Origin of the sequence: Microbacterium paraoxydans (assembly GCF_018224615.1) — a bacterium.
GTDB lineage: Bacteria > Actinomycetota > Actinomycetes > Actinomycetales > Microbacteriaceae > Microbacterium > Microbacterium paraoxydans_B.
This window is the reverse complement of record NZ_JAGTUK010000003.1, coordinates 282,221-301,401: the sequence shown is the minus strand read 5'-3', so window position 1 is coordinate 301,401 and position 19,181 is coordinate 282,221. Positions and strand designations below refer to the sequence as shown.

At 71.0% G+C, this 19,181-nt stretch carries 23 protein-coding genes; 12 read left to right on the top strand and 11 right to left on the bottom strand.

The genetic code is table 11. The annotated features are described in order from the left end of the window. Positions 1-18: 18 nt before the first annotated feature. The 3 genes from KE274_RS11625 to glgA all read right to left on the bottom strand — a co-directional run bounded on the left by KE274_RS11625 (position 19) and on the right by glgA (position 2,356). Positions 19-276, bottom strand: a complete 258-nt coding sequence (locus KE274_RS11625; RefSeq protein WP_047520045.1) for a type B 50S ribosomal protein L31 — start codon at positions 274-276, stop codon at positions 19-21. A gap of 92 nt (positions 277-368) precedes the next feature. Then, positions 369-1,154, bottom strand: a complete 786-nt coding sequence (locus tag KE274_RS11620; RefSeq protein ID WP_211543931.1) for an ABC transporter ATP-binding protein — start codon at positions 1,152-1,154, stop codon at positions 369-371. A 17-nt stretch (positions 1,155-1,171) separates the two neighbouring features. Further along, positions 1,172-2,356, bottom strand: a complete 1,185-nt coding sequence (gene glgA, locus KE274_RS11615) for a glycogen synthase (RefSeq protein ID WP_211543929.1) — start codon at positions 2,354-2,356, stop codon at positions 1,172-1,174. Positions 2,357-2,425: 69 nt separating this feature from the next. On the opposite strand from glgA, the gene KE274_RS11610 reads away from it, so the two are divergent. From KE274_RS11610 to KE274_RS11600, 3 genes are read left to right on the top strand one after another with little or no spacing between them, the layout of a single operon-like run. Further along, complete coding sequence (locus KE274_RS11610) at positions 2,426-3,667, top strand: glucose-1-phosphate adenylyltransferase (protein ID WP_211543927.1); 1,242 nt, start codon at positions 2,426-2,428, stop codon at positions 3,665-3,667. A gap of 48 nt (positions 3,668-3,715) precedes the next feature. After that, positions 3,716-4,351: a phosphoserine phosphatase SerB gene (serB, locus tag KE274_RS11605; RefSeq protein ID WP_211543925.1), complete on the top strand. Its 636-nt coding sequence runs from the start codon at positions 3,716-3,718 to the stop codon at positions 4,349-4,351. Between the two features lie 43 nt (positions 4,352-4,394). After that, positions 4,395-5,090 carry an alpha/beta fold hydrolase gene (locus KE274_RS11600; protein ID WP_211543923.1) on the top strand — a complete coding sequence of 232 codons (696 nt, stop codon included), beginning with the start codon at positions 4,395-4,397 and terminating at the stop codon, positions 5,088-5,090. Positions 5,091-5,146: 56 nt separating this feature from the next. Here the strand turns inward: KE274_RS11600 and KE274_RS11595 are convergent, their stop codons facing one another. Further along, positions 5,147-5,857 (bottom strand): beta-ketoacyl-ACP reductase, encoded by a 711-nt coding sequence (locus KE274_RS11595; RefSeq protein ID WP_211543921.1) that lies wholly within the window; start codon positions 5,855-5,857, stop codon positions 5,147-5,149. Positions 5,858-5,994: 137 nt separating this feature from the next. Between KE274_RS11595 and KE274_RS16780 the strand changes: the two genes are divergently transcribed. Genes KE274_RS16780 through KE274_RS11575 form a run of 4 tightly spaced genes read left to right on the top strand, consistent with a single transcriptional unit; the run spans position 5,995 to position 7,947 of the window. After that, positions 5,995-6,552 (top strand): DUF4190 domain-containing protein, encoded by a 558-nt coding sequence (locus KE274_RS16780; protein WP_211543919.1) that lies wholly within the window; start codon positions 5,995-5,997, stop codon positions 6,550-6,552. A 50-nt stretch (positions 6,553-6,602) separates the two neighbouring features. Then, complete coding sequence (locus KE274_RS11585) at positions 6,603-6,947, top strand: DUF3099 domain-containing protein (RefSeq protein WP_211543917.1); 345 nt, start codon at positions 6,603-6,605, stop codon at positions 6,945-6,947. After that, positions 6,944-7,138, top strand: coding sequence for a hypothetical protein (locus KE274_RS11580; RefSeq protein WP_211543915.1), 195 nt, complete (start codon positions 6,944-6,946; stop codon positions 7,136-7,138). Before KE274_RS11585 ends, KE274_RS11580 begins: the two co-directional genes overlap by 4 nt. Continuing rightward, positions 7,135-7,947, top strand: coding sequence for an SURF1 family cytochrome oxidase biogenesis protein (locus KE274_RS11575; RefSeq protein ID WP_211543913.1), 813 nt, complete (start codon positions 7,135-7,137; stop codon positions 7,945-7,947). Before KE274_RS11580 ends, KE274_RS11575 begins: the two co-directional genes overlap by 4 nt. 18 nt (positions 7,948-7,965) lie before the next feature. On the opposite strand, the gene KE274_RS11570 is transcribed toward KE274_RS11575, so the two are convergent. Continuing rightward, entirely contained in the window at positions 7,966-8,556 is a 591-nt protein-coding gene (locus KE274_RS11570) for a pyridoxine/pyridoxamine 5'-phosphate oxidase (protein ID WP_211543911.1), read from the bottom strand. 39 nt (positions 8,557-8,595) lie between these two features. Next, positions 8,596-10,194 carry an ABC-F family ATP-binding cassette domain-containing protein gene (locus tag KE274_RS11565; RefSeq protein ID WP_211543909.1) on the bottom strand — a complete coding sequence of 533 codons (1,599 nt, stop codon included), beginning with the start codon at positions 10,192-10,194 and terminating at the stop codon, positions 8,596-8,598. A 163-nt stretch (positions 10,195-10,357) separates the two neighbouring features. Between KE274_RS11565 and KE274_RS11560 the strand changes: the two genes are divergently transcribed. From KE274_RS11560 to KE274_RS11545, 4 genes are all read left to right on the top strand, one after another. Then, a complete protein-coding gene (locus KE274_RS11560; protein ID WP_211543907.1) occupies positions 10,358-10,975 on the top strand; it encodes a DedA family protein in 618 nt (205 codons plus the stop codon). A 5-nt stretch (positions 10,976-10,980) separates the two neighbouring features. After that, positions 10,981-12,258 carry a sensor histidine kinase gene (locus KE274_RS11555; RefSeq protein WP_211543905.1) on the top strand — a complete coding sequence of 426 codons (1,278 nt, stop codon included), beginning with the start codon at positions 10,981-10,983 and terminating at the stop codon, positions 12,256-12,258. After that, positions 12,255-12,926, top strand: coding sequence for a response regulator (locus tag KE274_RS11550; RefSeq protein ID WP_211543902.1), 672 nt, complete (start codon positions 12,255-12,257; stop codon positions 12,924-12,926). Before KE274_RS11555 ends, KE274_RS11550 begins: the two co-directional genes overlap by 4 nt. Positions 12,927-13,022: 96 nt before the next feature. After that, the gene (locus KE274_RS11545) at positions 13,023-14,330 is read left to right on the top strand and encodes an acyltransferase family protein (protein WP_211543900.1); all 1,308 of its coding nucleotides are present in this window, start codon (positions 13,023-13,025) and stop codon (positions 14,328-14,330) included. 3 nt (positions 14,331-14,333) lie between these two features. Here KE274_RS11545 and KE274_RS11540 read toward each other — a convergent pair whose 3' ends face one another. Beyond that, positions 14,334-14,927 carry an energy-coupling factor transporter transmembrane component T family protein gene (locus KE274_RS11540; RefSeq protein ID WP_211543898.1) on the bottom strand — a complete coding sequence of 198 codons (594 nt, stop codon included), beginning with the start codon at positions 14,925-14,927 and terminating at the stop codon, positions 14,334-14,336. Further along, positions 14,924-15,628 carry an energy-coupling factor ABC transporter ATP-binding protein gene (locus KE274_RS11535; RefSeq protein WP_307872200.1) on the bottom strand — a complete coding sequence of 235 codons (705 nt, stop codon included), beginning with the start codon at positions 15,626-15,628 and terminating at the stop codon, positions 14,924-14,926. The genes KE274_RS11540 and KE274_RS11535 overlap by 4 nt, the downstream gene beginning before the upstream one ends. Positions 15,629-15,679: 51 nt before the next feature. On the opposite strand from KE274_RS11535, the gene KE274_RS11530 reads away from it, so the two are divergent. Next, a complete protein-coding gene (locus KE274_RS11530) occupies positions 15,680-16,264 on the top strand; it encodes a TetR family transcriptional regulator (RefSeq protein WP_211543896.1) in 585 nt (194 codons plus the stop codon). Here the strand turns inward: KE274_RS11530 and KE274_RS11525 are convergent. From KE274_RS11525 to KE274_RS11515, 3 genes are all read right to left on the bottom strand, one after another. Continuing rightward, positions 16,227-17,597, bottom strand: coding sequence for an MFS transporter (locus tag KE274_RS11525; RefSeq protein ID WP_211543894.1), 1,371 nt, complete (start codon positions 17,595-17,597; stop codon positions 16,227-16,229). The two genes, KE274_RS11530 and KE274_RS11525, sit on opposite strands and share 38 nt — an antisense overlap. Further along, positions 17,594-18,748: a MalY/PatB family protein gene (locus KE274_RS11520; protein ID WP_211543893.1), complete on the bottom strand. Its 1,155-nt coding sequence runs from the start codon at positions 18,746-18,748 to the stop codon at positions 17,594-17,596. Before KE274_RS11520 ends, KE274_RS11525 begins: the two co-directional genes overlap by 4 nt. A gap of 97 nt (positions 18,749-18,845) precedes the next feature. Then, complete coding sequence (locus tag KE274_RS11515; RefSeq protein WP_211543890.1) at positions 18,846-19,175, bottom strand: metal-sulfur cluster assembly factor; 330 nt, start codon at positions 19,173-19,175, stop codon at positions 18,846-18,848. Between the last annotated feature and the right edge of the window lie 6 nt (positions 19,176-19,181).

The following is a 19,181-nucleotide window of genomic DNA, read 5'->3' as shown; positions in this document are numbered from 1 at the left end:
GCCTTCGTCGTGGGGCCCTTACTTGGAGGAACCGCCGAAGCCCTTGAAGCGCTGGTTGAACTTCTCGACGCGACCGGCCGAGTCCATGATGCGCTGCTTGCCCGTGTAGAAGGGGTGCGAAGCCGAGGAGATCTCGACGTCGATCACCGGGTACTCCACGCCGTCCAGCTCGATGGTCTTGTCGCTGGTGACGGTGGAACGGGTGAGGAAGGTCTCGCCCGAGCCGAGGTCGCGGAACACGACGGCCTGGTAGTCGGGGTGAATGTCAGTCTTCATGGGATTCCTTAGTTGCTGCCCTGGATTGTGCCAGGGACGAGGGAAGTCTGCGGTGCAGAGAGCACCAAGGGTCGATTCTATCAGATGCCTCCTCAGGACGCGGCGCGGGCGGCGTAGCGGCCACCCTCCTGCGAGAGCGCGATCGGCATGCCGAACGCGGTCGTCAGCGACTCGGCCGTGAGCGACTCCTCGATCGGGCCCGCCGCGACGATGACCCCGTCGCGCAGCAGCAGCGCGTGTGTGAACCCGACCGGGATCTCCTCCACGTGGTGCGTCACCATCAGCATCGCGGGAGTCGAGGGCGCCGAGGCGTAGCCACCGAGCAGAGCCAGCAGCTCCTCGCGCGAGCCGAGGTCGAGCGAGGCCGTCGGCTCGTCGAGCAGCAGCAGCTCCGGGTCGGTCATGACGGCTCGCGCGATCTGCACGCGCTTCTGCTCGCCGTCGCTGAGCGTGCCGAACGTGCGGTCGGCCAGGTGGTCGAGGCGCCAGTCCCGGAGCACCCGGAGCGCACGACGCTCATCGATGTCTTCGTAGTTCTCGTTCCACCGTCCGAGCACCGAGTACGCCGCCGTGAGCACGGTGTTGAGCACCGTCTCGTCACGGGGCACGCGCTTGGCCATCGCCGACGACGCGAACCCGATCCGCGGGCGGAGCTCGAACACGTCCGTGCGACCGAGGGTCTCCCCCAGCACGGTCACGGCACCCGACGTGGGGTGCATGAGCGTGTCGGCCAACTGCAGCAGCGTGGTCTTGCCCGCGCCGTTCGGCCCGAGGATCACCCATCGCTGATCGTCGGCGACCTGCCAGGTCACGTGATCGATGATGTTGCGCCCCTCTCGGCGCACGACGACGTCAGCGAAATCCAGAGCGATCGGCATGCCGCCAGCCTATCGGCTCAACGGATCAGGCCCGCGTAGAGCGCGCGGGTCTCATCCGCGATCGCGGTCCAGCTGAACTGCGAGCGGGCTCGCTCGCGGCCGGCCTCGCCGTATGCGCGGGCGCGCTCGGGATCCGTGGCGACCTCGGTCAGCACAGATGCCAGATCGGCGACGAAGCGCTCGGGGTCGATCGGGGTTCCGGTGCCGTCCTGCATCTGCTCGATCGGCACCAGCCGTCCCGTGACACCGTCGTCGACCACTTCCGGAATCCCTCCCGTCGCCGTGCCCACGACCGCGGCGCCGCACGCCATCGCCTCGAGGTTCACGATGCCCAGAGGCTCGTACACCGAGGGGCAGACGAACGTGGTCGCCGCGGCGAGAATGGCCGACAGCTCGTCGCGGGGAAGCATGCGCTCGATCCAGATGACGCCCTCTCGCGTCTGCTGCAGCAGACGCACGCCCTCCTGCACCTCGGCCATGATCTCGGGGGTGTCCGGCGCGCCGGCGCACAGCACGAGCTGCACCTCCGGCGGAAGCAGCCGCGCCGCCTGCAGCAGATACGGCAGCCCCTTCTGCCGGGTGATGCGTCCGACGAACACGACAGAGGGACGCGCGGGGTCCATGCCGATCGACTCGAGGAAGGCGGCGTTCTCGACCGGCCGCCAGCGCTCCACGTCGATACCGTTGTGGATCACGCGGACGCGCTCCGGGTCGACCTGCGGGTAGCTGCGCAGGATGTCGGCGCGCATCCCCGCGCTCACGGCGATCACGGCCGCCGCGTTCTCGTACGCGAGCCTCTCGATCCCGCTCGACACCGCATAACCGCCCCCGAGCTGCTCCGCCTTCCACGGCCGCAGGGGCTCGAGGCTGTGAGCGGTCAGCACGTGCGGGATCCCGTGCAGCTGGGAGGCGAGGTGACCGGCGAAGTTCGCGTACCACGTGTGACTGTGCACGAGGTCGGCCCCGGCGATGGCCGCGACGATCTCCAGGTCGGTGCCGAGGGTCTGCAGCGCGGGGTTCGCGTCCGCGAGTCCCGCCGGCGTGCCGTAGGCGAACGTCCCCTCCTCGTCGCGCGGCGCACCGAAGGCTCGTACCGTCACGTCGATGCTCTCGCGCAGGGCGGCGACCAGCTCAGCCACGTGCACTCCGGCTCCGCCGTAGATCTCCGGCGGGTACTCCTTGCTGATCATCTCGACTCGCATGCCTAGACGCTAGCGACCGGCTTGTCCAGACGCTAGTTTCGCCGGCGCGGCGGCATCTATGGTGGAGCCATGTCCGCTCCAAAGAAGGTCTTCGGGATCATCCTCGCCGGCGGCGAGGGCAAGCGCCTCATGCCGCTGACAGGGGATCGCGCGAAGCCCGCCGTGCCGTTCGGCGGCCAGTACCGTCTGATCGATTTCGCCATCTCCAACCTGATCAACTCGGGCCTGCGCCAGATCGTGGTCCTCACGCAGTACAAGTCGCATAGCCTGGACCGGCACATCTCCCAGACCTGGCGGATGTCCGCCCTGCTCGACTCGTACGTCACGTCCGTTCCCGCGCAGCAGCGACTCGGCAAGCGGTGGTTCTCCGGCTCGGCGGACGCGATCCTGCAGAGCATGAACCTGATCAATGACGAGAAGCCCGACATCGTCGTCGTGATCGGCGCGGACCACGTCTACCGCATGGACTTCCGCCAGATGCTCGAGGCGCACATCGAGTCGGGCGCCCGGGCGACCGTGGCGGGCATCCGGCAGCCCCTGGCCCTCGCGTCGCAGTTCGGCGTGATCGACGCCGACCCCGAGTCCGGGCGCATCCGACAGTTCCTCGAGAAGCCGACGGATGCCACCGGCCTCGCGGACTCCCCCCACGAGGTCCTCGCCTCGATGGGCAACTACATCTTCGATGCGGACGCGCTGATCGCCGCCGTCGAGGCGGACGGCGAGTCCCCCACCTCCAGCCACGACATGGGCGGCGACATCGTGCCGTACTTCGTCGACCGCGGCGAGGCGGGCTACTACGACATGAAGCAGAACGACGTTCCCGGCTCCTCGCCGCGCGACCGCTCGTACTGGCGCGACGTGGGGACCATCGACTCGTTCTTCGACGCGCACCGCGACCTCATCTCGACGCTGCCCGTGTTCAACCTGTACAACATGGAGTGGCCGATCCACTCGCAGGCGGTCAACTCCCCGCCCGCGAAGTTCGTGCGCGACTCCGTCGGACGCATCGGCAACGCGATCGACTCGATCGTCTCGCTCGGCTCCGTCCTTTCCGGCACGCACCTGGAGCGGAGCGTGGTGGGACCCTGGACACTGGCCGGCGGGGGCTCGACGATCACCGACTCCGTCGTGTTCGACCACGTGCACGTGGGTCAGGGAGCGCGGGTGCATCGGGCGATCCTCGACAAGAACGTCGTGCTCGCGGACGGGGCGACGGTCGGCGTGGATCGGGAGCGGGACCTGGCGCGCGGCTTCACGGTGACCGAGTCCGGGATCACCGTGGTGGGCAAGGGCACCTTCATCGAGCGCTGAGTCGTCACGCGGCGCGGGACGACTCCGCCGGATCGCTAGGCTCGGAAGGTGACCTCCGCGCGCTTCCTCGTCGTCCTCGATGCCGATTCCACGCTCATCCGCAACGAGGTGATCGAGCTCCTCGCCGACGAGGCCGGTCGCCGTGCGGAGGTGCAGGCGGCCACCGAGGCGGCGATGCGGGGCGAGGTGGACTTCGCTGCCAGTCTCCGTTCCAGGGTCGCCGCCCTCGAAGGGGTTCCGGTGTCCGCGTTCGAGCGTGTGCGCACGCGCATCGAGCCGACGCCCGGCGTGCGCGAGCTCACGGCCGCCGTACACGAGCGCGGAGGCGTGGTCGGGGTCGTCTCGGGCGGGTTCCACGAGATCCTCGACCATGTCGCTCCCGATCTCGGCGTCGACCGCTGGCGCGCCAACCGGCTGGAGACCGCCGACGGCGTGCTGACCGGCCGCGTGGACGGCGACATCGTGGACGGACAGGCGAAGGCCGCCTGGTTGCGGACCTGGGCGGAGGAGCTGGCCGTCGCGCCGCACGCCACGATCGCGATCGGCGACGGCGCGAACGATCTGCCGATGATGGCCATCGCCGGGCTCGGGCTCGCCTTCAACGCCAAACCCGCCGTCCGCGAGGCGGCGAGTCTCGTCGTCGCGAGGCAGGACCTCGCCGAGGTCATCCCGCTGCTGCCCTGATCGCGCAGTGGTGGATGTCGGTGGTCGCCGCTAGCGTCGGCCCATGGACATCATCCTCATCCCCGGGCTCTGGCTCGACGCACGCAGCTGGGACGACATCGTTCCGGCTCTCGAACGGGCGGGTCACCGCGCCCACCCCCTGACCCTTCCCGGACTCGGCGTCTCGGGCGAAGCCGCAGACGAGATCGGGATCGCGGAGTGGGTGGCGGCCGGCGTCGCCGCCGTCGACGCCGCACGGGGCGACGTGGTCGTCGTCGGCCACAGCGGCGGAGGGAACGTCGCGTGGGGCGTCGCAGACGCGCGACCCGAGCGCGTACGACGGGTGGTCTTCATCGACACCGTGCCGCCGCCTCCCGGAGGCAGCATCAACGAGTTCGAGGTCGTCGACGGCGCTGTGCCGTTTCCCGGGTGGGACTTCTTCCCGGACGAGGACGTGCACGACCTCGACGAGGCCACGCGCGAACGCACGGGGGCCTTGACGCAGAGCGTGCCGGGACGGGTGCCCTCGGACGAGATCGTGCTCCAGAACCCGAAGCGCCACACGGTCCCGGTGACCCTGCTGATGGGTGGTCTCGACCGTGCGGCCTTCGACGACGTCATCGCGCAATGGGGTCCGTACGCGGAGGAGTTCCGCGCGATCACCGACGCCGAGGTCGTGCGCATCGGTTCCGGGCACTGGCCGCAGTTCTCCGCGCCACAGCGTCTCAGCGAACTGCTGGGGGCGGCCGTCGATCGGTGAGTTCGACGGCGATGCGCCGTGAGGCCGGGTGTCTCGTTCAGCGACTCGGCGTCGGGTCAGTGCCCCATCCCGAGGCCGCCGTCGACCGGGATGACCGCACCCGAGATGTACGCGGCATCGTCGCTCGCCAGCCACGTGACCACACCGGCGACCTCGTCGGGCGTCGCGAATCGTCCGGCCGGAATGCTCGCCTGGTACTGCTTCTGGGTCTCCTCGGGGAGCTCCGCGGTCATGTCGGTCTCGATGAACCCGGGGGCCACGACGTTGGCGGTGATGCCGCGCGCACCCAGCTCGCGGGTGATCGAGCGGGCGAACCCGACGAGCGCGCTCTTCGACGCCGCATAGTTCACCTGCCCGGCAGACCCGAAGAGCCCGACCACGCTCGAGATGAGGATGATGCGCCCGAACCGCGCCCGCAGCATGCCCTTGGAGGCCCGCTTGACGACGCGGAACGTGCCGCCGAGGTTCGTGGCGACGACGCTGTCGAAGTCGTCCTCGCTCATGCGCAGCAGCAGCGTGTCCTTCGTGATGCCGGCGTTCGCGACCACGATCTCGACCGGCCCGAGCTGCTGCTCGACCTCGGTGAAGGCGGCATCGAGCGCGGCGGCATCGGTGACATCGGCGCGGACCGTGAGCGTGCCCTCCGGTCCCTCCCCGCTGCGCGCGGTGACGGCGACGCGGTACCCCTCCTTGACGAAGCGCTCCGCGATGGCGCGGCCGATGCCACGGTTGCCTCCGGTGACGAGGACGACGCGGTCAGCACTCATGGGGGCACTCCTGATCTGGGTCGGGGGTCGGGTTTCCGAGCCGTCAACGATCCTAGCGAGAACCGCGAACGGTGCCCGGCCGAGGTTTGACATGGTGAGGCGGACGCTGGGACGCTGAGGCGACGAAAGGCTTCAGCGTGAGCGATCCCCGCACCCCCGCCGCCCCGCAGGGCGAGCAGCCCCTCCCTCCTCCGCCGTCCACCGCACCGGCGACGCCGACGGAACTGCGCGCCGCCCCCGTCGCTCCCCCGGCGTACGGCGTTCCCCCCTCGTCTGGCGCAGCGCCCGGGCAGAACGCGGCACCTGTGTACGGCGCGGCCTATGGATCACCACCTGCGGCGTACACACCGCCGCCCGCCGCCCCGCCCGTGGCCGGGCCCGCCCCCGCGTACGCCCCGGCACCACCCCGTCCCACGAGCGGCCTGGCCATCACCTCTCTCGTCTGCGGGCTCGTGGCGGTCGTGCTGTTCTGGGCGGTGATTCCGATGCTGGCCTCGATCGCCGCCGTGATCACGGGCCACCTGGCGCTCGGCCAGATCCGCCGCACTCCCGGTCTCGGCGGCCGCGGCATCGCCATCGCGGGCCTGATCCTCGGCTACGTCGTCATCGCCGGGCTCCTGTTGACCCTCATCTCCACGGTCGCGAGTCTGCTCCTCTTCGGCGCGTTCACGCTGCCGTTCCTGTTCGCGAGCTGAGCAGAGATCAGGACGCCGCGCACCCCGCACCGGCGTAGGCTGGAAGCATCGTGAAGAACGCACGTCAAGTCCCGGCCGTCACCTCTCTCCCCCAGTCCCCCGGGGACGAGAGCGACCACCGCGTGCGCCGCTATGCGCTCACGATGACGATCCGCATCGTCTGCTTCGGGCTGATGTTCTTCGTGCAGCCGTTGGGCTGGTACACGTGGGTGTTCGCGCTGGCCGCCGCCGTGCTCCCCTACATCGCCGTGGTGTTCGCCAATGCCGGCAGCGACAGCACCGAGACCGCCGCCGAATCTCCCCTGCACGAACTCGACGCTCCGGCCGCTCCGGCGCCCGTGCAGGAGGCGAATCCCGGCATCATCACCATTCGTGAAGGCCGTGCCGAGCAATGACCGACCTGATCTGCTCGCGCGCCGGCTGCCGGAGCGCGGCGACCAGCCAGGTCGTCTGGCGCAATCCCCGCATCCACGCCCCTGACCGCGAGAAGATCTGGCTCGCGTGCCCGGGGCACGTCGACTTCCTGCGCGACTATCTCGCCGCCCGCGACTTCCCGGTCACCGTGAGAGACGGCGTACCCTCATGAACAACCGTCTGACCCGCTGGGGCGTCTACACGCTGATCGCCATCGGATTCGCCATCGCCTGCGCCTTCTTGTCCCACTGGCAGTTCGAGCGCAATGAGTCGCGGGCGGAACAGATCGCCCTGGTCGAGCAGAACTACGACGCTCCCGCCGTGCCCCTCGCCGACCTGCTCGGCGACGACGACGTGCTCGACCCGCAGGATGAGTGGCGGCCGGTGACCCTGCAGGGCGAGTACTTGGCCGACGAACAGCTGTTGGTGCGCAACCGGCCCCACGGCGGAACGAGCGCGTTCGAGGTGCTCGTGCCGTTCCGGGACACCGACGGTCGCGTGCTCATCGTCGACCGCGGGTGGGTACCGCCGGGTGAGAGCGACGTGCCGGACGCAGTACCGGCCCCGCCATCCGGCGAGGTCACCGTCACCGTGCGTCTGCGACCCGGCGAGCAGCTCCCGGCCTCCGGGCGCGGGGCGCCGGAGGGCCAGGTGCCCACGATCCACCTGCCGTCCATCGCCGAGCTCGTCGACGGCGGGGCGCTGACGGGAGCGTACGGACGCCTGGTCTCGGAGGATCCGGCCGGCACCGGCACCCTCGGCGGCTTCGAGTCGCCCACCGACGATCCCGGCCCGCACCTGTCGTATGCGATCCAGTGGATCCTGTTCGCGATCATGGGCTTCATCTTCATCGGCTACATCATCCGCACCGAGATCGTGAAGCACCGCGAAGAGCTCGAGGGGAAGCCCGCACCCGCCAGGGCGCCACGGCGCCGCGACCGCGACGCCGACGTCGAGGACGAGCTGCTCGACGCCCGCTGACCGTCGCGCCGCGAAGCCTCAGGCGCCCGTCGAACCCTGTACCCGCAACGACCATCCGTCCGCCGTCGCCTCGTACATGATCCGAGTGTGCCGTCGGTCGGTCGCACCCTGCCAGAACTCGACGCGCGACGGCTGCAGGCGCCACAGCACCCAGTCCCCCGCCGCGACCCCCTCCCGTGCGGCCGGAGAGCGCGCCGCCAGATCCGCGGCACTCTCCGCCGGCGTCGCCTCCTGCACCGGCCCGCGCAGCCGTACGGCCCGCGCGAGCGGCTGCCACCAGAAGTTCAACGCGGCCACGGCGTGTGAGGCCAGGTGGACGCCCTTGCCCGACGACCGCGGTCCCGCGAACGCCCAGCCGCGCCGGTCCACGTCCTTGAGCAGGAGCGTCCGCGCGTCCGGCACGCCGTCCGCGTCGACCGTGGCCAGGGTTGCGGCGTGCGGTTCCGGCACCCCCTGCTCCGCCGCGAACCGGATCCACGACAGGAACAGCGGCAGCGGCTCCTCGGGAAGCGTCGACGCATCGATCGGCCGTCCGTCGCCGCGGAGCGCCGGGAGGGCCCGGAGCCAGGCGCGGATGTCGGACGGGTTGCTCGGCGCCAGGGTGCTCATGCCCCCGATGATGCCACGCGCGACCACACCGCGCCGGGGTCACGCCAGCTCGATGAGCTCCTGGTACTCCTGGTTCCAGATGTCCTCGACGCCGTCGGGCAGGATCAGCACCCGCTCCGGGTTCAGCGACTGCACCGCGCCGGGGTCGTGCGACACCAGCACCACCGCGCCCTCGTAGTGCGCGAGTGCCCCGAGGATCTCCTCGCGCGACGCCGGGTCGAGGTTGTTGGTCGGCTCGTCCAGCAGCAGCAGGTTGGCCGACGACACCACGAGCGTCGCGAGCGAGAGTCGCGTCTTCTCGCCACCCGACAGCACCCCGGCGGGCTTGAGCACGTCGTCGCCCGTGAACAGGAACGAGCCGAGCACCTTGCGGGCCTCCGTCTCGGTGATGTGCGGAGCGGCCGAGACCATGTTCTCCAGCACCGAGCGATTCACGTCGAGGTTCTCGTGCTCCTGGGCGTAGTAGCCCACCTTGAGGCCGTGCCCCGGTTCCAGCTGACCCGTGTCCGGCTGGTCGACGCCGGCGAGCATGCGCAGCAGCGTGGTCTTCCCCGCACCGTTGAGCCCGAGGACGACCACCTTCGAGCCGCGGTCGATCGCGAGGTCGACGTCGGTGAAGATCTCCAGCGAGCCGTAGGACTTCGACAGTCCCGACGCCATGAGCGGGGTCTTCCCGCACGGGGCGGGCTTCGGGAACCGCAGCTTGGCGACCCGGTCCTCCTGCCGCACCTCGTCGAGTCCCGCGAGCAGCTTCTCGGCACGCGCCATCATCTGGTGTGCGGCCGCGGCCTTCGACGCCTTGGCACCGAAGCGCGCGGCCTGCTGCTGCAGGGTCGTCGCCTTCTTCTCCGCGTTCGCGCGCTCCTTCTTCCGGCGCTCCTCGTCAGCGGCGCGCTGACGCAGGTAGTTCTTCCAGTTCATGTTGTAGATGTCGATGACCTGGCGGTTGGCGTCGAGATAGAACACGCGGTTCACCGTCTCGCCCACGAGTTCGACATCGTGGCTGATGACGATCAGGCCGCCCTTGTAGTTCTTCAGGAACTCGCGCAGCCACACGACGCTGTCCGCGTCGAGGTGGTTGGTCGGCTCGTCGAGGATCATCGTGTCCGCGTCCGAGAACAGGATGCGCGCCAGCTCGATCCGTCGACGCTGACCTCCGGAGAGGGTGGACAGCGGCTGGTCGAGGATGCGGTCGGGAAGGGACAGGTTGTGCGCGATGGAGGCCGCCTCCGCCTCGGCGGCATACCCGCCCTGCGCCTCGAACCGCTCGGTGAGGTTGGCGTAGCGCTTCATGGCCTTCGCGGCGACGGCGGGGTCGTCCGACCCCATCGCCAGCGACGCCTCCGTCATGCCGAGGTTGAGCTGGCCGAGGCCACGCGCGTCGAGGATGCGCGTGCGGGCGAGGTCCTCCGGGTTGCCCGATCGCGGATCCTGCGGCAGATAGCCGAGCTCGCCGGACCGGTTGACGGACCCGCCCGACGGCAGCACGTCGCCCGCCAGCACCTTGGTGAGCGTGGTCTTGCCGGCGCCGTTGCGACCGACCAGACCGATCTTGTCTCCGTCGCCCACGCGGAACGACACGTTCTCCATCAGCAGGCGCGCGCCAACGCGGATCTCGAGGTCGTGCACGGCAAGCACAGCGGACGTCCGTTCCTTCGGGGTGGGTGAGCGGCCGATCGGCCAGCCTCCCAGTATATGCCGCCCCGGGACCGACCCCGCTCGGCAAGATCCCTCTGAGGAGTGAGAGCCCCGATACCGCAGAGGGATGCCCCATCCCTGAACGCCCGCCTACCGTGCAGGAGTGGACATCCTCAACGAGCTCATCATGCAGGCGATCGCCTCCCCCTGGCTGTACCTGGTGCTGTTCGCCGTCACGGTCATCGACGGGTTCTTCCCGCCCGTGCCGAGCGAGACCGTACTCGTCGCCGCCGCCGCCGTCGCCGCGTCCACCGGCAACGGCAACCTGCTGCTCCTGGGCCTGGTCGCGGCCGTCGGCGCCGCGATCGGTGACAACCTCGCGTTCCTGATCGGAAGGAAGGTCGGCACGACCCGCTTCGGATGGATGCGACGGCCCCGGATCGCCGCGGCGTTCGCCTACGCCCAGCGCGCCCTCGACCGGCGCAGCGCGACGCTCATCCTCGGGGCCCGGTACATTCCGGTCGGCCGCGTCGCGGTGAACATGTCCGCGGGCGCACTCGGCTTCCCGTGGCGCCGCTTCGTGCCCCTCAGCCTGATCGCCGGGGCCAGCTGGAGCGTGTTCAGCCTGGCGATCGGACTGCTCGCCGGCGCGTGGATCAAGGACCAGCCGCTGCTCAGCGCGGGGCTGGGAATCGGAGTGGCGCTGGTGATCGGCGTCGTGATCGACCGGATCGCCGCCGCCCGCCGCCGCCGTGCGCCGGTGGCGAACCTGGCAGGATGAGAGGCATGGCCCGCCGCCGAGAGCGACGCCCGCGCGCGCCGCGGATGAGCAACCGCACCGCCGCCCTCGCGGCGCTGTATGCGGCGGCGGTGGTGCTGTACGCGCTGCTAGTGCCGCTGCAGACCGCGCTGTCCGGCACGCCCCTGGCGCTGTCGTTCCTGCTCGGAGCGGCGCTGTGCGGAGCCCCCATCGTCGCGCTCGCCCGACCACGCTTCGCCATCGCGCTGTTCACCGCCGCGACCTTCACCCTGCCGCTCCTCGTCGTCCCTGCGCAGGCCATCCAGTCTCCGTGGCCGTGGTCGGTGCCCGCCCTGCTCACGTTCCTCCTGTTCGTCGGGGTGGTGACGTTCGTGCACGGCGGCCGCCTGGGTGCCGTCGCCCTCGTGGTCGGTGCCCTGACCTCGCTGACGGCTCCCCTGCTGCGCCCCGACATGGTCGCCAGCGAGGCGTCCGCGGGGAGCGCCACCGCCGATCTCATCGTGACGGCTTCGCTCGCCGCCGCCATGTACCTCATCGCGGTGCTCATCGCGGGGCGCGTCCGCGTGGCCGAGGAGCTCTCGCGTGAGCGTGAGCACAGCGCACTCGAGGAGTCGCGTCGCGCGCTCGTGGAGGAACGCACCCGGATCGCGAGAGAACTGCACGACGTGGTGGCGCACAGCATGTCGGTGATCCAGGTGCAGGCGTCCACCGCGCGGTACCGGCTCCCGGGGCTCGACGACGCAGCGACCGCCGAGTTCGAAGACATCGCCGCGACCGCGCGCACCTCCCTCACCGAGATGCGACGCATGCTGGGCGTGCTGCGCACGGAGGATCAGCACGCCGAGCTCGCCCCGCAGCAGGGCCTCGACGACATCCCTGCCCTGGTGGACAGCATCCGTCGCGCCGGCGTCGAAGTCGGGCTCGTCATGGAAGGCGTCGACGCCGCGGCCGCCGCTGAGCCCACCGTGCAGATCGCCGCGTTCCGCATCGTGCAGGAGGCTCTGAGCAACGCCGTCCGCCATGCGCCGGGCGCCCGCGTCACGGTGCGCCTGCACGCGGACGCGACCTCGCTGCGTCTGGCCGTGCGCAACGCCGCGCCACCCCGGTCACCCGCAGCCCACACGGGCGGCTACGGGCTGCGGGGGATGCGGGAGCGCGCAGAGATCCTCGGCGGCAGCCTGTCCGCCGGCCCCGCAGACGATGGCGGCTGGAGCGTCGAGGCGGTCCTGCCGCTCGGACCCGCTTCCGCTGCCCCGACGACCGACCGCCGCGGCACCACCGCGGCAGACGAGGAGACCCCGTGACGATCAGCGTGCTCATCGCCGACGACCAGGCGATGGTCCGTGCAGGTTTCGCTGCGCTGCTCGACGCCCACGAGGGGATCCGCGTGGCCGGGCAGGCGGCGAACGGCGCCGAGGCGGTGGCCCTCGCGGCCCGTCTCGACCCGGACGTGATCCTCATGGACGTCCGGATGCCCGAGCTCGACGGGATCGAGGCCACGCGCCGGATCCTCGGGCCGTCGTATCCTGCCGCTCACGTGCCGCGCATCCTCATGCTCACCACGTTCGACATCGACGACTACGTCTACGACGCGCTGGAAGCGGGGGCGAGCGGCTTCCTGCTCAAGGACGCGCTGCCCGAGGAGCTGGTGCACGCGGTCAGAGTGGTGGCGGGCGGCGACGCGCTGCTGGCCCCGAGCGTCACGCGACGGATGATCGAGCAGTTCGCCGGGCGCCGGCCGCGGACCGCACGCTCCACGACCGTGCTCGCCGAGCTGACCGACCGCGAGCGAGAGGTGCTCGTGCTGATCGGCCGCGGCCGGTCGAACGCGGAGATCGCCGCCGAGCTGTTCATCGCGGAGCAGACCGTGAAGACCCACGTCGGCAAGGTGCTGTCCAAGCTCGGCCTGCGCGACCGCGTGCACGCCGTCATCCTCGCCTACGACACCGGCCTGGTCGAACCGTCGTCCTGATCACCCCACGGTAGGGGTCGCATCGACACCGTGGAGTGATGCCCCCGCGGCCACCCCGTCCATAGCCTCCGAGGACACCGTTCCGAGGAGGATCCCATGGCCATCGTGCAGGCGCTGCCCGCCGCTCCCCCGTCCGCACCGTCCGCGCGACGAGACACCGGCATCGACTTCATCCGGGCGCTCTGCGTGGTGGGTGTGGTGCTGCTCCACGCCATCATGGTGGGCGTCACCGTGGTCGACGGCGCGCCCGTGTTCGAGAACGCGAGCGACGGCACCGGGTGGATCGCGCCGCTGAGCTGGGTGCTGCAGGTGATGCCGCTGTTCTTCGTGATCGGCGGGTTCTCCGGGCTGCTCGCCTATCGTCGCCTGCGGGCCGGCGGGGCGAGCGCCCTCGGCTTCCTCAGCGCCCGCGTGCACCGGCTGCTGCGACCGGCGGTCGTGACGATCGCGGTGGTGGGGGTGGCCCTGGCCGTGCTCACCCTGCTCGGCGTTCCGGCCGACCTGATCGCGGTCGCGGGTTTCCGGTACAGCCAGCCGCTGTGGTTCCTCGGGGTGTTCCTGCTGTGCCAGGTGCTGCTGCCCGCGATGGTGTGGTTGCATGATCGCGCACCACTGCGCACGATCGGCGCTCTCACGGCCGTGGCGGTCGCGGTGGACCTCGTGCGCGGCACGACCGGCGCGGAGGCGATCGGCTTCCTCAACCTCGCCTTCATCTGGCTCGCGCTGCAGCAGCTCGGCTTCTTCCTCGCCGACGGTCGCATCGACGCGCTCCCGCGTCGCATCCGGGTCGCGGCCATCGCGGGCGCCGGGGGGCTCCTGGTCTCACTGTTCCTCGTCGGGGCGTACTCCCCCGACCTCATCGCCAACATCAACCCGCCCACGGCTGCGCTGCTGCTGGTCGGGGTCGTCCACACGGGGCTGCTCTCGCTGCATCGCGAGCGGATCGGGCGGGTGAGCGGCCACGCCGTCACGGCGGCCTTCACGTCCTTCGTCACCCGCCGCACCATGACCGTCTACCTGTGGCACATGCCGGTGCTGCTGGCGATGGCCGGGCTGACCGCGGTCGCCGCGCTCACCACCGATGCCGTGCTCCCGGCACTCGACAGCCCCGAGTGGTGGCTCGCGCGTCCGCTCTGGCTGCTGTCGGCTCTGGCGCTGACCGCCGCGGTGGCCGTCGCGGTCGACCGCTTCGAGCGGGAGCCGGCACCGCTGGGCACGCGGTCGCGGGGCCGCCTCGTGGCTGCGGCCCTGCTGGGGCTCAGCGGGGTTGTGCTGCTGCTGGTCGTCGGCACGTCGGTCACGACCGCGGTGGTGGCCGTGGCACTGCTGCTGGCGGCGCTGCGCCTCGCCCGGACGACCTCTCCCGCACCCGCGAGGGTCGCGGCGGTCGCGGCGCCCGCGTAGGGCTCAGGCCACGCCGCGGGCCGCGAGGGCGTCTCCCACGCGGTCGGCATGGCGGAGTGTGAGCACCAGGAGGGGCACGGCGGCGCGCGGGCCCAGACGCACCCCGCGCGCACGCTCGGCCTCGCGGAGCCGGTTGGCGAACGCCGCCACGACCGGCACCATCGTGAGCGTCAGCGACAGGGTGAGCGCCACGGCCTCCGGCTCGACGCTGAAGCGGCGCAGCGGTCGCAACAGTGCCTGCAGCACGGCCAGCAGGTCGGACATCCGCGTCGTCATGGTCACCAGTGCCGCGAGCAGCAGCAGCGCCGCCACGCGCCCCGCCCCGATCCACGCGGCGAGCGGCGAGACGAACAGCGCGAGCATCACTCCGAGCACGAGCAGCAGCCACCGCAACCGCCAGAGCTCCCGCACCAGCGTGCGCAGGCTCTGCCCTCCCAGCGGGAACAGCACGACCGTGGCACCGAGGGCGCCCGCGACGACCAGCGGGTGCGGCGGGAGCAGCGTCAGCACGAGTGCGCAGAGCGCAAGGCCCGCGAGCTTCGCGCCCGCGGGCAGGCGATGCACGAGGCTGTCGCCCTGGCGGTAGAGGGAGATCACGCGGACACCCGGCAGTACTCGTCGATCACGGTGTCCGGGCGCCCCAGCGCAGCGATCCGGCCGCCCGCGAAGAGCACGGCGATGTCGCAGCGCGCCGCGAGGTCGAGGTCGTGGGTCGCGACCACGACCTGCGCTTCCTGCGTCATCAGGAGGTCGGCGATGCGCCGCGCGTTGCGGCGATCGAGCAGTGTGGTCGGCTCGTCCGCCACGAGGAGTTGCGGGCCGGTGACGAGGACGGCGGCCAGCGCGAGCAGCTGCTTCTGTCCACCGGAGAGCGAGGAGGCCGGGACGTCGGCGTGCTCTTCGAGCCCGTGCGCTTCCAGCGTCTCGCGCACGCGTCGACCGACCTCCGCGCGCGGCAGGTTTCGCAGCGACAGGGCGAGGTCTTCCGCGGGCGTCGGCATGAGGATCTGTGCGTCCGGGTCGGTGAACACGAAGCCGACGCGGCGGCGGAGCTCGCGCGTGTCCCGCGCCACGTCGAGTCCGTGCACGACGGCGGTGCCCGCGGTGGGCACGACCAGGCCGTCCAGCAGGCGCGCGAAGGTGGACTTGCCGGAGCCGTTCGCGCCGATCACCGCGATGCGCGGCACCTCCAGGCGGAGGGACACGTCGTGCAGGACCGCGCGGCCGTCGAGCTCCACGCGCACGCGGTCCAGGACGATCGATCCGCGGCTGTCCTCTGCTCCGCTCGACTCTCCCACCCACGCCTCCTGAACACCGTTCACCTGAACGCCGTTCACTATAGTGGGGGTATGACCCCCGAGCCCAATCCGGCCCGCCACGACCGCGGCAGCGTCGCCCGGAGCGCTCTCGAGCTGCTCGACGAGGTCGGTCTCGCAGACCTGTCGATGCGGCGCATCGCCGGACGGCTCGACGTGCAGCCCAGTGCCCTCTACTGGCACTTCGCGAGCAAGCAGGAGTTGCTCGCCGAGCTCGCCGACCGCATCACCGCGGCCGTCCCGCGCGGTGCCTCCGGAGTGCTCGAGACCGCCCGCGGCCTGCGCGATGCGCTGTTCGCCCATCGCGACGGCGCCGAGCTCGTGCTCAGCACCTATGCGCTCCAGCTCGGCTCGGCACACGCGCTCGACGCGCTCGTCTCCGCGCTGCGCGACGAGGGCACCACCGACCCCGAGTCACGCGCCACCGCGATCCTGCACTTCGTCCTCGGACACGCGACCCTCGTGCAACAGCGCATGCACGCCGACAGCTACGGTGCCCTGCCGCACTCCGACGAGGTCGACGTCACGGCGGGCCTTGACCGCGTGTTCGACCTGGGCGTCGAGGCACTCGCGGGCGGGGTCAATGCGTCCGCGACTCCGCGGCATGCCCGAGCCTGAGCCCCGGAACGAGCGCGAACACGACGAGCCCGAGGCCGAACGCGAACACCACGCCCACCGCGCCCGCTCCCCCGCCGAGGGTCGCCACCGCGAGTCCGGCGACCGCGATCGCGACTGCCGACCCCGTCGCGTCGGAGATCGACAGCGCCGAGGAGTTGAAGCCCTGGTTCGACTCGTCCGAGTAGGCCAGCGTCAAGACCGTGAGCCGCGGGTACAGCAGCCCCATGCCGCCGCCCGCGAACGCCCAGCCGAGGATGACCACGATCGGCGACACTGGGAACACGGCGGCACTCAGCACCGCGAGCATCGCGATCAGCAGGCCGCCGAGACTCAGCAGCGTGATACGGCGGTTGCCCAGCCGCTCACCGTAGCGCCCCTGCACCGCAGACGCCCCGGCCCACGCGAACGCCGCCAGCATGAGCGCCACGCCCGCCCACGTGGCCGTGAAGTCGTACTTCCGGATCAGCAGGTAGGGGATGTACGCCTCGGCCGCGAAGAACGCGCCGGCCGCCACACCGCGCATGAGCACCACGCTCGGCAGCCCGGCACCCGCGCGCAGGGTGCCCGCGGGAAGCAGCGGCAGCACCGCGACTCCGATACCGAGGATCGCGGCCACCGCGATCGGCCATCGCACGCGGTCGTCGATGTCGGCCGCGACGCCGATCACGACCGCCAGCACCGCCACCACGACCGCCAGGAGCAGACGAAGCCGCAGCGCACGCCGGTCCTGCGGCTCTCCGCCGCCCAGATCGACGCCACGCAGCCGCACGGCGATCATCGCGAAGGCAATCGCGGTGAGCACGGCGACGCCCAGGAAGGCCCAACGCCAGTCCAGATACTCCGCGACCGCGCCGGCCAGGAACGGTCCCACCATCGACGGGACGACCCACGCGGCCGCGAAGGCGGCGAACACGCGACCGTGCAGCTCCGGCGGATACAGTCGCGCAACCACGACGTACAGTGCCACGGTCTGCCCTCCCGTGCCGAGGCCCTGCACCAGCCGACCGATGAGGAACTGCGGCATCGAGGTCGCGAAGCCCGAGATCAGCAGCCCGACGATGAACAGCGCGACCGCGACATACAGCGCGCCCCGCGGCCCCCGGGCATCCGACCAGGCGCCGGTCGCCACCATGCCGATCACGCTCGTCGCGAGCGTCCCCGCGAACGCCACTGCGAACAGCGCCTCCCCGTCGAGCGCCGCGCTCACGACCGGCATGACCGTGGTCACGGCCAGCGCCTCGATCGCCGCGAGGAAGATCAGCGCGACCGCACCCGCCGTCACCCAGACGCGACCGCGATCCCAGATCGACGCGACGGGCTGAGGGGCGGTCATCGCTCCACGAGCGCGGCGATGCGCTCGATCGCCTCGGTCAGGATCTCCGGACTTGTGCCGAAGTTCAACCGCACGTGCCCCGCCCCCTCGGCGCCGAACGCCGGGCCGAAGTGCAGCGCGACCTTCGCCTCCCGCAGGATCCGCTTGGCCGGATTGTCACCCCAGCCGAGTGCCGAGAGGTCGATCCAGGCGAGGTAGCCGGCGTCGGGGATGCGGTAGCGGGCACCCGGGAGATGCCGGGCCAGCAGGTCCTCCAGCAGCACGCGGTTCTCGTCGAGCGTGTCGAGGAGTCCGTCGAGCCAGGGGTCGCTCTCCTCCCCGAAGGCCGCGACCGAGGCGAGCAGCCCGAACTGGCCGGTGCGCCACTCCACCTCGACCGGCAGGTTGCGCACGACGGCACTCGTCTCGTCGTCGGCCGTGACCATCAGCGCGCACTTCAGGCCGGCGAGGTTGAACGCCTTGCTCGCGCTCACCACGGCATAGCCGACCCGCGCGGCGGTCTCGCTCGCCGCGAGGAACGGGGTGAACCCCGTGCCTGGCTGCGCGAGGGGCGCATGGATCTCGTCCGACACCACCGCCGCACCGTACTCGGCCGCCAGCTCCGCCAGCGCGGCCAGGGCGTCGCGGTCGTGCACCGTGCCGGTGGGGTTGTGCGGGTTGCACAACAGGATCGCCGTGGCGCCGTCAGCGAACGCCTCACGGATGCCGTCGAGGTCGAGCTCCCATCCGGTACCGGTGTCGCGCAGGGGGACGCGCAGCGCGTCGGCGCCCGCCTCATCCACCAGGTCGTAGAACGGCGGATACACGGGCGGCGTGACCACGACACGCTCCCCCGGCTGCGTCACCCGGCGCAGGATCTCCACGATGCCCATGCTGACGTCGGCGGTGCTGCGGGCGCGCGCGGGATCCACGGTCCAGCCGTAGCGACGGCGCGCGAAACCCGCGAACGCCTCGGCCAGCGGCGTCTTCGAGGCGATGTAGCCCGTGTCGCCCCGCTCGACCGCCCCGTGCAGGGCCGCGGTGATCGCGGGCGCGAGCGGGAAGTCGGTCTCGGCGACGAAGAGCGGCAGCACGTCGGCCGGATACTCGCGCCACTTCTCGCTGCTGCGCTCGCGGAGCTCCGACAGGGACAGGGCCTTCACCGGCAACATTCGATCTCCCGTGTTCTCGACCCCGCCTCGCCGCGGAGTCAGCGAAGCGGGCGCGTCTCCGCGCCCGCTTCGTCAAACATCACTGTGTGCTCGCGCGTCAGATCGCGAAGCCGAGTGCGCGCATCATGTCGCGCCCATCGTCGGTGATCCGCTCCGGACCCCACGGCGGCATCCACACCCAGTTGATGCGGAACCGCTCCACGACGTTGTCGAGAGCCTGCGCTGTCTGGTCCTCCAGCACGTCGGTCAGCGGGCAGCCGGCACTGGTCAGCGTCATGTGGATGACGAGAGCGTCGTTCTCGTCATCCCATGCGAGGTCGTAGATGAGGCCGAGGTCGACGACATTGATCCCGAGCTCGGGGTCCATGACGTCCTTGAGCGCCTCGGTGACCGCGTCGTACTTCTCGTCCGTGAGGGTCGCTGTCATACGACT

Bases quoted from the DNA above. Each gene is read 5' to 3' on its own strand.
- KE274_RS11625 (WP_047520045.1), bottom strand. From the start codon at position 276: ATGAAGACTGACATTCACCCCGACTACCAGGCCGTCGTGTTCCGCGAC.
- KE274_RS11620 (WP_211543931.1), bottom strand. From the start codon at position 1,154: ATGCCGATCGCTCTGGATTTCGCTGACGTCGTCGTGCGCCGAGAGGGG.
- glgA (WP_211543929.1), bottom strand. From the start codon at position 2,356: ATGCGAGTCGAGATGATCAGCAAGGAGTACCCGCCGGAGATCTACGGC.
- KE274_RS11610 (WP_211543927.1), top strand. From the start codon at position 2,426: ATGTCCGCTCCAAAGAAGGTCTTCGGGATCATCCTCGCCGGCGGCGAG.
- KE274_RS11600 (WP_211543923.1), top strand. From the start codon at position 4,395: ATGGACATCATCCTCATCCCCGGGCTCTGGCTCGACGCACGCAGCTGG.
- KE274_RS11595 (WP_211543921.1), bottom strand. From the start codon at position 5,857: ATGAGTGCTGACCGCGTCGTCCTCGTCACCGGAGGCAACCGTGGCATC.
- KE274_RS11580 (WP_211543915.1), top strand. From the start codon at position 6,944: ATGACCGACCTGATCTGCTCGCGCGCCGGCTGCCGGAGCGCGGCGACC.
- KE274_RS11575 (WP_211543913.1), top strand. From the start codon at position 7,135: ATGAACAACCGTCTGACCCGCTGGGGCGTCTACACGCTGATCGCCATC.
- KE274_RS11570 (WP_211543911.1), bottom strand. From the start codon at position 8,556: ATGAGCACCCTGGCGCCGAGCAACCCGTCCGACATCCGCGCCTGGCTC.
- KE274_RS11555 (WP_211543905.1), top strand. From the start codon at position 10,981: ATGGCCCGCCGCCGAGAGCGACGCCCGCGCGCGCCGCGGATGAGCAAC.
- KE274_RS11545 (WP_211543900.1), top strand. From the start codon at position 13,023: ATGGCCATCGTGCAGGCGCTGCCCGCCGCTCCCCCGTCCGCACCGTCC.
- KE274_RS11530 (WP_211543896.1), top strand. From the start codon at position 15,680: ATGACCCCCGAGCCCAATCCGGCCCGCCACGACCGCGGCAGCGTCGCC.
- KE274_RS11525 (WP_211543894.1), bottom strand. From the start codon at position 17,597: ATGACCGCCCCTCAGCCCGTCGCGTCGATCTGGGATCGCGGTCGCGTC.
- KE274_RS11520 (WP_211543893.1), bottom strand. From the start codon at position 18,748: ATGTTGCCGGTGAAGGCCCTGTCCCTGTCGGAGCTCCGCGAGCGCAGC.
- KE274_RS11515 (WP_211543890.1), bottom strand. From the start codon at position 19,175: ATGACAGCGACCCTCACGGACGAGAAGTACGACGCGGTCACCGAGGCG.